General features: G+C 63.9%; 11 protein-coding genes. 8 read left to right on the forward strand and 3 right to left on the reverse strand.

What is annotated here, in order from left to right:
- The first annotated feature begins 64 nt into the window (after positions 1–64).
- The 4 genes from BCCGELA001_RS16155 to BCCGELA001_RS16170 all read left to right on the forward strand — a co-directional run bounded on the left by BCCGELA001_RS16155 (position 65) and on the right by BCCGELA001_RS16170 (position 2,130).
- Positions 65–286 (forward strand): hypothetical protein, encoded by a 222-nt coding sequence (locus tag BCCGELA001_RS16155; protein ID WP_007592399.1) that lies wholly within the window; start codon positions 65–67, stop codon positions 284–286.
- A gap of 12 nt (positions 287–298) precedes the next feature.
- A complete protein-coding gene (locus BCCGELA001_RS16160; RefSeq protein WP_008552517.1) occupies positions 299–721 on the forward strand; it encodes a hypothetical protein in 423 nt (140 codons plus the stop codon).
- 381 nt (positions 722–1,102) lie between these two features.
- Positions 1,103–1,549 (forward strand): MaoC family dehydratase, encoded by a 447-nt coding sequence (locus BCCGELA001_RS16165; protein WP_008552515.1) that lies wholly within the window; start codon positions 1,103–1,105, stop codon positions 1,547–1,549.
- An 83-nt stretch (positions 1,550–1,632) separates the two neighbouring features.
- Complete coding sequence (locus BCCGELA001_RS16170) at positions 1,633–2,130, forward strand: hypothetical protein (RefSeq protein WP_060735778.1); 498 nt, start codon at positions 1,633–1,635, stop codon at positions 2,128–2,130.
- A gap of 58 nt (positions 2,131–2,188) precedes the next feature.
- Here the strand turns inward: BCCGELA001_RS16170 and BCCGELA001_RS16175 are convergent, their stop codons facing one another.
- Positions 2,189–5,377, reverse strand: coding sequence for an efflux RND transporter permease subunit (locus BCCGELA001_RS16175; protein ID WP_060735779.1), 3,189 nt, complete (start codon positions 5,375–5,377; stop codon positions 2,189–2,191).
- 157 nt (positions 5,378–5,534) lie between these two features.
- Positions 5,535–6,776: an efflux RND transporter periplasmic adaptor subunit gene (locus BCCGELA001_RS16180; RefSeq protein WP_060735780.1), complete on the reverse strand. Its 1,242-nt coding sequence runs from the start codon at positions 6,774–6,776 to the stop codon at positions 5,535–5,537.
- Positions 6,777–6,974: 198 nt separating this feature from the next.
- Here BCCGELA001_RS16180 and BCCGELA001_RS16185 point away from each other — a divergent pair, with 198 nt between their 5' ends.
- The gene (locus BCCGELA001_RS16185) at positions 6,975–7,577 is read left to right on the forward strand and encodes a TetR/AcrR family transcriptional regulator (RefSeq protein WP_008552503.1); all 603 of its coding nucleotides are present in this window, start codon (positions 6,975–6,977) and stop codon (positions 7,575–7,577) included.
- A 68-nt stretch (positions 7,578–7,645) separates the two neighbouring features.
- On the opposite strand, the gene BCCGELA001_RS16190 is transcribed toward BCCGELA001_RS16185, so the two are convergent.
- Complete coding sequence (locus BCCGELA001_RS16190) at positions 7,646–8,230, reverse strand: DUF1349 domain-containing protein (protein WP_060735781.1); 585 nt, start codon at positions 8,228–8,230, stop codon at positions 7,646–7,648.
- Positions 8,231–8,736: 506 nt separating this feature from the next.
- On the opposite strand from BCCGELA001_RS16190, the gene BCCGELA001_RS16195 reads away from it, so the two are divergent.
- From BCCGELA001_RS16195 to BCCGELA001_RS16205, 3 genes are read left to right on the forward strand one after another with little or no spacing between them, the layout of a single operon-like run.
- Positions 8,737–9,954 (forward strand): multidrug effflux MFS transporter, encoded by a 1,218-nt coding sequence (locus BCCGELA001_RS16195; RefSeq protein WP_008552499.1) that lies wholly within the window; start codon positions 8,737–8,739, stop codon positions 9,952–9,954.
- A 15-nt stretch (positions 9,955–9,969) separates the two neighbouring features.
- A complete protein-coding gene (gene guaD, locus BCCGELA001_RS16200; RefSeq protein WP_060735782.1) occupies positions 9,970–11,367 on the forward strand; it encodes a guanine deaminase in 1,398 nt (465 codons plus the stop codon).
- Positions 11,368–11,382: 15 nt separating this feature from the next.
- A complete protein-coding gene (locus BCCGELA001_RS16205) occupies positions 11,383–12,360 on the forward strand; it encodes an antibiotic biosynthesis monooxygenase (RefSeq protein ID WP_008552491.1) in 978 nt (325 codons plus the stop codon).
- Positions 12,361–12,362: the final 2 nt, after the last annotated feature.

Genomic DNA, 12,362 nt, shown 5'->3' on the forward strand with positions numbered 1-12,362 from the left:
TCAGGAACCGACGGCACGAGGTTTGCTTTGATCAAGTTCGGGGCTAGGCATGAGGAGACTCACCATGGCGACCCAGATCGTGATGGATCAGACGGGCGATACGCGCCACGAGTTTGATCCTGGCAATGCCGAAGCGCTGGCGCGAGCCGAGCGGCGCTTTCGGGAGCTCACCGGAGCGGGCTTCACCGCCGCGCTGCGGACTGGACCGGGCGAGGTCACCCGGATCCGATCGTTCGATCCGACCGCGCAGGAAACGCTGTTCTATCCCCGCCTGGTCGGCGGTTGATCTGAGCTGCCCATGATCGCGGCAGTTTGGCTCCGCGCCCCCGCGCGTGCGCGCCTGCATGCGTTGCGCGAACTCTATCGGCGCTTCTTCGGCGAGAACACGCCGGATGCTCGCGGTCGCCGGCTGCTCTTCGAATGGCTCTCGCCCGCACAGCGCGTGCAATTCGAGGAGCGTCGGTATTTCGACGTCGTCGGCTGCGACACCGGCAAGGTCTATCGCATTCACTACGGCACGGCCGCCAATGTCCACGAGATCGACGGTGAAGGGCGGGCGACGATGGGATGGTGCTTCGTTCCGTCGGGCTTCCTGGTGCCGGGCGACGTGATGCTGGCGCAGAAGATCGCGCTCGAGACCGACGAGAGTGGCGCACTTGCACTCGCCAACCGGTTTCCGCCGGCAACGCATTCGGACCACTTTTACCGGCGGCCGTTCTAGCGGCGGAAACCGCCGGAGTGATCAGTGGTGCGTGGTGCGATAGGCGTCGACCGCGTGCGCCGTGAAGACGCCTACGCTGCAAAGGGCGAGCAGGCCGGAGATCAGCTCGATCATAGCTCATCCTCCCGCATCGGCTGGGCAACGAGGTTCTGACAGCAGGAATATTCGTAGAGCAGGTCGAGGATGAATTGCATGGTGGCCGTCCCTGTATTTATTTTGACAACCACTTAACCGGCGATCTGTTTCAGGCGTGTTTCGTCACATCCGGAAAGGGGTTTCGCCGGGAACCCGGGGCTGGTTTGTGCGCTGCGGTCCCGCTATTGCTTCAAGCTTCATTTGCCGCTTTTTCGAGGGTGGCGCATCGGATTGCGAGGCAAAATCATGGCGCAGGTCGAATGGTTTGACGATCTCACCGTCGGAATGCGGTTCAGATCTCCCGAGGTCGAGATCACCGAGGTCGACATCAAGCGCTTTGCCGCCGAGTTCGATCCGCAGCCGATGCATCTCGACCACGACGCCGCCAAGCTGACCCTGTTCAAGGGGCTCGCTGCATCAGGATGGCACACCGCCGCCATTGCCATGAACCTTGCGATCCAGACCCGTCCTTTCGGCCCGCACCCACTCATCGGCGCCGGCGTCGATGGACTGCGCTGGACCATGCCGGTGCGGCCCAATGACCGCCTGCATCTGGTCGGCGAGGTTATGAGCCTGACGCCATCGAAGTCGAAGCCGCAGGGCATCGCGCTGGTGAAGTGGACGATGTTCAACCAGAACGGCGAGGAGGTTTACACCTTCACTCCGATCGCGATCGTGCCGCGGCGGAGCTAAGGTCGGCCCGACGTTGGCTTGAGCCTTGCAGGTGTCCGGCAGAGGTGGTCATCTCAGCTCCGGGGAAGACGCTGGAGGCTGACATGAAACGATTCCTTTTCACAGCCGGCCTGCTCGCCGGTGCCTTGAGCGCCGGGTCGTCGCTCGCGCAACAATCCAAGGTCGGCGACTGGACCATCGAGAAGCGTATGCAGGACACTCATTGCAACGCGAGCCGCGGCTACAAGGACAAGGAAGACGAGAACCGCGACTACGTCATCGTAGTCACCTATTCCGACAAGGCCATCGTGATCGTCATGATCTATGGTGGTTGGGAATGGGACAAGACCGGCGAGATCCTCCGCGCCGACGTCGGCACTGACGATGCCGACATCATGAAGAAGGCGAAGTGGGAGGTCATGGACAAGACCACCGTGCGCGGCATCTTCGAATACGATCAGTCGATCATGGATCGGCTGGCCAAGGCCAAGCGTCTTACGCTCGATTTCGAAGACGATGAGGACGACAGCATCGAGATGCAGATCCCGCGCGCCGGCGAGGCGCTAGCGGCTCTGAAGTTCTGCGAGGAGAACAGGAAGTAAACGCACGGGTACCCGCTGCTGAGATCCCATTTGGCCTGCTCGCCCGGCGAGGGCATGATCAATGCCCTGCGCCCTGAACCGGCGCCGCGCTGATGTCGCTGCCGTGATGGGTCAGCGGCTTCATGCCGGTGACGGTCCGCAGCAGCACATAGAACACCGGCGTCAGGAATAGGCCGAACACGGTGACGCCGATCATCCCCGAGAACACGGCAACGCCCATGGCGCGCCGCATCTCCGAGCCGGCGCCGGTCGAAAGCACCAGCGGCAGCACACCCATGATGAAGGCCATCGATGTCATCAGGATCGGACGCAGCCGCAGCCGGCTCGCCTCGATCGCGGCTCGGATCGGCGTGCGCCCGGCGAATTCGAGCTCGCGCGCGAATTCGACGATCAGGATCGCGTTCTTGGCGGAGAGGCCGACGAGCACGATCAAGCCGATCTGGGTGAAGACGTTGTTGTCGCCCTTGGAGATCCAGACGCCGAACATCGCGGCGAGCAGCCCCATCGGCACGATCATGATGATCGAAAGCGGCAGGGTCAGGCTCTCATAAAGCGCGGCCAGCACCAGGAACACCAGCAGGATCGCCAGCGGGAAGACCCAGATTCCAGAATTGCCGGCGATGAACTCCTGATAGGTCAGGTCGGTCCATTCGAAGGCAAAGCCCGGCGGCAGCACCTCTGCCGCGATCCGCGTCGCCGCCTCCTGCGCCTGTCCCGATGAGAAGCCGGGCGCAGCCGCCGCGTTGATGTCCGAGGACAGGAAGCCGTTGTAGCGGATCGCGCGCTCCGGCCCCGCGCTCTGGCGGATCGTGAGCAGCGCCGATAGCGGCACCATGTCGCCAGAGGACGAGCGTACCTTCAGCTGTCGGATGTCGTCGGCCCGCGCGCGGAACGGCGCGTCGGCCTGGACGCGCACGGAATAGGTGCGGCCGAACTTGTTGAAGTCATTGACGTAGTAGGAACCCAGGTAGATCTGGAGCGTGTTGAACACCTCCGTCACGGGAACGCCCAACTGCAGCGCCTTGGTGCGGTCGATGTCGGCGTAGAGCTGGGGCACGTTGACCTGGAAGCTCGAGAATACGCCGGCGATCTCCGGCGCCTTCTGCATCGCCGCCATGAAGGCGTTGGTCGCTTCGTTCAGCGCCTCATAGCCGAGGCCGGCGCGATCTTCGATCTGCAGCTTGAAGCCGCCGATGGTGCCGAGGCCGTTGACCGGCGGCGGCGGGAACATGGCGATGAAGGCTTCCTGGATCCCGGCATATTTTTTGTTCAGCTCGGCGGCAATCGCAGGGCCGCTGAGCGAAGGATCCTTGCGCTCGTCGAACGGCTTGAGCGTCGAGAACACGATGCCGGCATTGGATGAGTTGGTGAAGCCGGAGATCGACAGGCCAGGGAACGCCACCGAGCTTTCGACGCCGGGCTGAGTGAGCGCGATGTCGCTCATCTTGCGGATCACCTCTTCGCTGCGATCGAGCGCGGCGCCGTCGGGCAGGCGGGCGAAGCCGACCAGATACTGTTTGTCCTGGCCCGGCACGAAGCCGCCCGGCACCTGCTGGAACAGGAGCGCAGTGATGCCGACGAGAACCACGTAAAGGCCCATCACCGCGGCCTTGCCCGAGATCACCTTGCTGACGCTGCCGCTATAATTCTCCGAGGAGCGCGTAAACGCCTTGTTGAAGCCGCGGAAGAACCAGCCGAGGCTTTTTTCCATGATCAGCGTCAGCCTATCCTTCGGCTCGTTATGACCCTTGAGCAGCAGCGCCGACAGTGCCGGCGACAGCGTCAGCGAGTTGACGGCGGAGATCACGGTCGAGATCGCGATCGTCAGCGCGAACTGCTTGTAGAATTGCCCGGTGAGGCCGGAGATGAAGGCGAGCGGCACGAACACCGCGACCAGCACCAAGGCGATCGCGATGATTGGGCCCGACACCTCGCGCATGGCCTGATAGGTGGCATCGCGCGGCGACAATCCGGACTCGATGTTGCGTTCGACGTTCTCGACCACGACGATGGCGTCGTCGACGACGATGCCGATGGCGAGCACGAGGCCGAACAAGCTGAGCGCGTTGATGGAGAAGCCGAACACATGCATTACCGCGAAGGTGCCGACGATCGACACCGGCACGGCGAGCAGGGGGATGATCGAGGCCCGCCAGGTCTGCAGGAACAGGATCACGACCAAAACCACCAGCGCGATCGCCTCCAGCAACGTGTGGATGACGGCCTCGATTGAGGAGCGCACGAACTGGGTGGGGTCGTAAACGATCTGGTAGGACACGCCCTCCGGCATGTTCTTCTTGATCTCCGCCATGGTGGCGCGGACGTTGTCGGAAATCTGCAGCGCGTTGGAGCCGGGCGCCTGGAAGATCGGGATCGCCACCGCCTGCTTGTTGTCCAGTAGCGAGCGCAGGCCGTATTCGGAGGCACCGAGCTCGACGCGCGCGACGTCGCGCAGGCGCACCACCTCGCCTCGGCTACCGGTCTTGACCACGATGTCGCCGAACTGCTCCTCGTTGGCGAGCCGGCCTTCGGCATTGACGGAAAGCTGCAGGTCGATCCCCTTGACGTTCGGGGAGGACCCGACCACGCCGGCGGCGGCCTCGACGTTCTGCGCCTGAATCGCCCTCACGATGTCGCTCGCGGTCAGACCATGCTCGGCAGCCTTCTGCGGATCGACCCAGACCCGCATCGAATAGTCACCGGCGCCATAGAGCTGCACGTCGCCGACGCCGTCGATGCGCGCGAGACGATCCTTGACGTTGAGCACGGCATAGTTGCGCAGATACGTCATGTCGTACCGGCCGTTCGGCGACAGCAAATGCACGACCATGGTCAGGTCGGGCGACGACTTCTTGGTGATGATGCCGAGCTGGCGCACCACGGCGGGCAGGCGCGGCTCGGCCTGCTGCACGCGGTTCTGCACCAGCTGCGTCGCCTTGTCGGGGTCGGTACCCAGGCGGAACGTCACCGTCAGCGTCATCGCGCCGTCGGTGGTCGCCTGGCTCGACATGTACAGCATGTTCTCGACGCCGTTGATCTGCTCTTCGATCGGCGTTGCCACCGTCTCCGCGATCACCTTGGGGTTGGCGCCGGGATAGGTCGCGCGCACCACGACGGACGGCGGCACGACATCGGGATATTCCGAGATCGGCATCGCGAACAGCGAGATGAGCCCTGCGAGGAAAATCAGGACGGAGAGAACGCCGGCAAAGATCGGACGATCGATGAAGAACTTTGAGAGATTCATGGCCTTGCCCCTGGGCAATTATCGTGCGTGTCTCCGCCAACCCCCCGTGGCGCGCGCCATGCGCGCGAACCCGGAATCCAGAGGTGATGTAGTCGGAGTATCAAAATCTCCAGATTCCGGGTTCTCGCTACGCGAGCCCCCGGAATGACGAAGGGTGTCAGCGTTGCACCACGTCCTGGTTGCTGTGGTTGGAGGCCTGCTGCCCGCGCGCGCCCATCGCTGCCACCTCGGTCTTGAGGAGGGCGCCGGGACGCACCCGCTGCAGACCGTTGACGACGATGCGGTCGCCGGACTTGAGGCCGGACGTGACGATGCGAAGCCCGTCAATGGCGCCGCCGAGGGTGACGGTTCGGTAGACGGCGCGGCTGTCGTCGCCGACTGCCATCACGAATTTCTTGTCCTGGTCCGTGCCGATCGCGCGCTCGTCGATCATCACCAGCGACTGCTGCTTCGGCTGCCCCATGCGCACGCGGGCGAACTGGCCGGGGATCAGACGTCCGTCCTCGTTGCGGAACACCGCACGGACTCGGATGGTGCCGCTCTGGCCGTTGACCTGGTTATCGATCAGCTGGATGTGGCCCTTGGCCGAGAGCCCGCCGGAGGTCGTCATCTCCACCGGAATCTGGTCGAGCTTACCGCGCCGGCCGGAGGAATCCGCGATCGAGTTCAGCGCGCGCAGCACGACCTCTTCATCCGCATCGAACGAGGCGTAGATCGGATTGACCGAGACCAGCGAGGTCAGCACCGGGGAGGCGGTGCCGGCGGCAACGAGATTGCCGACCGTGATCTCGATCTTGCCGACGCGACCGTCCACGGGCGCCCGCACTTCGGTATAGTCGAGATTGAGCTTCGCGGTCTGGAGCGTTGCCTCGGCGGCTTTCACGTTGGCGATCGCTTCGCGATGGGCATTGTCGCGCTGGTCATAGTCGCGGCGGGTGACGACGGCGTTGCCGACCAGCTGCGCGCCGCGCTCGAGCTCGCTCTGGGTGAAGACGACACGCGCCTTGGCGGCCTCGAGCTGGGCATTGGCCTTGTCGACCTCCGCCGCATAGGGCGCCGGATCGATCTTGAACAGCACGTCGCCGGCCTTCACCAGGGCGCCCTCGGTGAAATTGGTCGACAGGATCGCACCCGCCACGCGCGGGCGCAGCTCGACCCGGTTGATGGCCTCGAGCCGGCCGGAGAAATCGTCCCACAGCACGGTCGGCCGCGGCTCGATCATCGCGACGGTGACGGAAACGGCTTGTTCCGCCGCGGCCGCCGGTGCGGTCGCTTGCGCCGGGTGAAAGTAGCGGCCCGTCGCGATCGAGCCGGCGACGGCGAGGGCGCCCACGATGGCGACGCCGCCGTGAAGGCGGCGGAAACGGCCGGTGCGGGCGGTATTTTGGGAGGGATGCATTTGCGCGCTCCAGATATGTAGTGTTCACTACAGATGTGGAGCTGGATGCCGCAGTGCAAGATACTTATGTACCATTCACTAAGAAAATTGTACGCCGATACCGCGACGATTGGAAGACACAAGAAAAAGAAAGCTAGAACAATTAGATAGGATCAGGCGTTAGGCTGACAGGACGCCGATTCCGAGGAGAGCAGGCACATGGGCATGGGACGCCCCCGCGAATTCGACGCCGAAACGGCGTTGGACCAGGCGATGGAAGTGTTTTGGCGCCATGGCTATGAGGGCGCAACCATTGCCCAACTCACCGAAGCCATGGGCATCAACCCTCCGAGTCTCTACGCGTGCTTCGGCAACAAGGAAGGTCTGCTCAAGGCGGCGCTCGATCGCTACACCAAGCTCCGCGGGGTCTGGATGGACGAGGTGGTCGCAGCTCCCACCGCCCGCGCCGTCGCCGAGCGGATGCTGATGGGCATCGCCGACAAGCAGACCGATCCCGCCAATCCGCCCGGCTGCCTGCTCGTGCAAGGTGGGATCGCTTGCGGCTCCGGCTCCGAGAACGTCCCGTTCGAGCTCGCCGCCCGCCGTGCCCAGAATGAAGACCAGCTCCGCGATCGTTTCGTTCGTGCGAAGGCGGAGGGCGATCTGAAGCCGAGCTCCGATCCCGCCGCGCTCGCGCGCTACGTGTCCGCCGTCGCAGTCGGCATGGGTGTGATGGCGTCGTCAGGCGCGGATCGCGAGGCGCTTCGGCAAGTGGCGAGTGTGGCTGTGCAGGCGGTGGAAGCGCAGTCGGCGACGGAGTAGAGGCGAGTGGCAAGACGCCGCGGGTGAACGACGATCTATCCGCTCGGGAGAGATCGCAAGACCGCCGTTTAGCTCAGGTCGTGAAGGTCCTTTCCCAGCGGCGGTGTCAGACGAAAGTTCGAGAACACGACGTCCAGCCCCGCCCGCTCCGGTGTGCAGGCCATCGGCCCCACAAGGTAGGAGCTTGCTGCCGGAAACGGCGCCAGCCGCATGAGAGGCCAGGACTTGCCGTCGGCCGAAACTTGCAGGCGAAGGACGCCGTCGGCGACGGTTGCGCGGACCCAGAAGTCTCCGGCATCATGCTCATAGGGCGCCGTTGCCCAGTCCGATCGCCCGTTGGTCAGCACGCTTGCGAGCATGGCGCGGCCGTCCGACAGTTCGATCCCGGCCTTGACCCAATGTTGCGCATCGACGCGCACCATGATGCCTGCCTGATCGTAGAGCGCCTGGAAGTCGCCCTGGACGCGTAAGCTGGCGGTGAATGCCTCGCCGGTTGGAAATCCCAGGAAATGCCCGTTGTCGCGAACAAAGCCGTAGTGGGTCTCGCGCCAGAAGTCGGTGCCCTTGTCCGTCACGATCCGGAGGTTATCGCCCTCTGCCGTCCATCGTTCCGGCTCGTTCAACCACACGCCGTCACTTCTGCGAAGAGTCATTTCCAACCTCGATTGCCGATGTCTGCCGGGCTCGGTCCATCTGCCGGACAAGCATGGCCTCGTGCAGACTGCGATCGGGCGCGTGCATAGAGTTCAGCCTCGCGCCATCGACAGTGGTGCCGATGTCGAGGCCGGATCCCGTTCGTAGCAGCCATGGCTTCCGAGCGGTTAACAGCGTCGGCGCGCGTTGCGGATTCACGATCGGCGATCATGCAAGTTTGCGCCTGTTCTGCCCGACGTGTCAAACGGCCCTGGCCGGCAGGACCCGCACCATGCGGTGCGAAATTCTTCAATGATTTCTACTGTGCATGGGGTTGTTTTCGCATTCTTGTTTGAGCGTGCCGGAGCCTGAGCATCCAGCGCCCGAAGCCGTATCGATACGGAACCCCCTAAGAGTTTCTACACACAGTTCTGGCACGTTCCGCGCGACAAAACCTGCAACCTGCATCGTGTCTCATTGCGTGCACGAAAAGACGGGGTCCGCGGGCATCGAGGGGGCGTGAGCCATGACTGCAATTGCGTCGGACGCCGATCGCGCGAAGCGGGGGATCGTGCCGATCCTTTTGTGCGTCGTGCCGTTCAGCCAGATTCCACTCGACGCCTATACGCCCGGCCTGCCGCAGATGGTGGTCGATCTCGCCACTGACGCGGCCTCGATGCAGAATACTGTCACCGCCTATATGCTCGGCATGTCTCTGGCGCTGGTGCCGGTCGGCATTGCCTCTGACACGCTCGGCCGCCGCAACGTCCTGCTCGCGGGTCTGTTGGTGCTGATCGCGATGAGCATTGCCTGTGCGCTGGCCACCAGCGCCTCGCTGCTGCTTGCGCTGCGCTTCCTGCAAGGCATTGGTGGCTGCACCTGTCTCGTCGTTGCCTATGCGGTCGGAGCCGACTGTTATCGTGGACGCGAGCTCACGGCGATTTCCGGCCTGCTTGGTGCGGCCTGGGGTCTTGCGCCCGTGCTGGCACCGGCTGCCGGCGGCTTCATTGTCGAGCTGACGTCCTGGCGCGGCGTGTTCGTCGTCATTGCCATCGCAGCTGCGCTTGTCGCCGCGGTCGTCGTGCTGTTCCTGCCCGAAACGTTGCCGGCAGAGCGGCGCGCGCCGTTCGATCCGCGTCGCACCGCCGGCATTTTACGCGAGGCCCTGGTCCGTCCGGGCTTCCTGGCTTTCGTACTGGTATTTGCCGCGGCCGCCAGCGCGCAGCTGGCGTTCGGCGTCGTCGCGCCGTTCTTCTACCAGACCGGGCTTGGTTATTCCGCGGCCATCTACGGCCTCGTCGCGCTCGGACTTGGCGGAGTGAATCTCGCCGGCGAGCTCGGCTGCGCGCATTTCGCGCGCTTCATGCCGGCTCGCATGATGGGCTTCGGCGCCTTCGCACTATTCCTCGCCGGCGCTGCGGTCTTGACCGTAACAGGCCTGACGCTGGGCCTCGATTTCGTGTCGATCACGCTTGGCGGCGCGCTGGTGCTCGGCGGCTGCGGCGTGCTGTGCCCGATGATGTACGGCATGGCGCTCGGCCTGTTCGAACGCGACCACGGCCTGATCGGTGGCCTCATCAGCGCGCTCTGCTATCTCGCGGTGAGCGGCGCCATGGTGATCGCGGCAGTGCTGCCCGAGGCGACGCAGGCGCCGCTCGGATGGCTCTATCTCGGTCTCTGCATTGTTGCCGGCACGCTGCTCACGATCTCGCTGCCTTCGGCGCGCCAAGCCACACAGAATTAAGGAAGGACCTAAATCATGACCACCGTTGGTATTCGCGGCACGTTCTTCGACTTCGTCGACGACCCCTGGAAGCACGTCGGCAACGAGCAGGCGGCTGCGCGCTTTCACCAGGACGGCCTCATGGTCGTCACGGACGGTGTCATCAAGGCGTTCGGTCCTTATGACAAGATTTCCGCTGCGCATCCGGACTTAGAGATCACCCACATCAAGGATCGCATCATCGTCCCGGGCTTTATCGACGGTCACATCCATCTGCCGCAGACCCGCGTTCTCGGTGCATACGGCGAGCAGCTCCTGCCGTGGCTCCAGAAGTGGGTCTATCCGGAAGAGCTCAAATACCGGGATCGCAATTACGCGCGCGAGGGCGTCAAGCGCTTCCTCGACGCGCTGCTCGCCTCCGGCACCACCACCTGCCAGGCCTTCACCAGCTCCTCTCCGGTCTCGACCGAAGAGCTGTTCGAGGAAGCGGCCCGCCGCAACATGCGCGTCATCGCGGGCCTCACCGGCATCGATCGCAACGCGCCGGCCGATTTCATCGATACGCCCGAGAATTTCTATCGCGACAGCAAGCGGTTGATTGCGCAGTACCACAACAAGGGCCGCAACCTCTACGCCATCACGCCGCGCTTCGCCTTCGGCGCCTCGCCGGAACTGCTGAAGGCGTGTCAGCGCCTCAAGCACGAGCATCCGGACTGCTGGGTCAACACCCACATCTCCGAGAACCCGGCCGAATGCAGCGGCGTGCTGGTCGAGCATCCCGACTGCCAGGACTATCTCGGCGTCTACGAGAAGTTCGACCTGGTCGGCCCGAAATTCTCCGGCGGTCACGGCGTCTATCTCTCGAACAGCGAGTTCCGCCGCATGTCGAAGAAGGGCGCGGCGGTGGTGTTCTGCCCGTGCTCGAACCTGTTCCTCGGCAGCGGCCTGTTCCGGCTCGGCCGCGCCACCGATCCCGAGCATCGCGTCAAGATGTCGTTCGGCACCGACGTCGGCGGCGGTAACCGCTTCTCGATGATCTCCGTGCTCGACGACGCCTACAAGGTCGGCATGTGCAACAACACGCTGCTCGACGGCAGCATCGATCCCACGCGTAAGGATCTCGCCGAAGCCGAGCGCAACAAGCTCTCGCCCTATCGCGGTTTCTGGTCGATCACGCTCGGCGGCGCCGAAGGCCTCTATATCGACGACAAGCTCGGCAATTTCGAGCCCGGCAAGGAGGCCGATTTCGTCGCGCTCGATCCGAACGGCGGGCAGATCGCACAAGCCTGGCACCAGTCGCTGATCGCCGACGGCGCCGGCCCACGCACCATGGACGAGGCCGCGAGCATGCTGTTCGCCGTCATGATGGTGGGTGACGATCGCTGCGTCGACGAGACCTGGGTGATGGGCAAGCGTCTCTACAAGAACAGCTGAGGCGGACGTCTGTCCATGAGCGTAACTCCCGACGGCCAGCCGGTCGCCCTCGTCATCCAGCGCCGCATCGCTGATGACGGCTTTGCTGCGTTCGCACGTTGGAACGGCGAGGTCGGTGAGGCGCTCAAGGCATGGCCCGGCTTCCTCAGCCAGGAGGTGGTACCGCCACAGCCGCCGGCGCATGTGGACTGGGTGACGATCCTGCGTTTTGCCAATGCAGCCGCAGCACGCGCCTGGCTCCAGAGCGACGTGCGGGCGCGGCTCATCGCAGAGGTGCAGCGCTTCTTCGTCGGTTCGGAAGACGTTCATATCCTGCCCGACACCGGCGTTCAGCGCGACAACGCGGTTTCCGCAGTGATCTCGTTTAGGGTGCCCGACGGACTGGAGGACGCCTTCCTCAGATGGCAGCTGCGCATCCAGGCCGCCGAAGCCGAGTTCAAAGGATTCCTGCGTCACAAGATCGAACGGCCGATTCCCGGCCTGCACGACGAATGGATTATCATCCTGTCGTTCGATAGCGATGCCAACCTCAATGCTTGGCTGGACTCACCTCTGCGACAGACGCTGCTGAAGGAGGGTGAGCGATTCAATGCCGGGATGAACGTGAAGCGTGCGAGCTACGGCTTCAATTTCTGGTTCCCTTCCGGCAAGGCGCAGGTGCCGGAGCAGAGCCGAAGCCTGATCTGGAAGAGCAACCTCATCGTGCTCCTGGTGCTCTATCCCGTGGTCTATCTCTGGGGCACTTTCATCAGCGCCCCCCTGATCGACAGTCATGGCGTGCCGGTCTGGCTGTCGCTCTTCGTCGGCAATTTCGTTAGCACCCAGCTGCTCGGCTGGTGGTTGGTGCCGGCCGCCTTCAGGGCACTCGGCTGGTGGGTCACGCCGAAAGCGACGATCAGTCGCCAGATTGCGGGATACGCACTCCTTGCCGCGCTCTACGGCGCGTCGATGGGCCTGTACGCGCTGCTGCTCGCGTGGCATTGGGGACGGTGAGA

The sequence above is a fragment of the Bradyrhizobium sp. CCGE-LA001 genome (assembly GCF_000296215.2).
GTDB lineage: Bacteria > Pseudomonadota > Alphaproteobacteria > Rhizobiales > Xanthobacteraceae > Bradyrhizobium.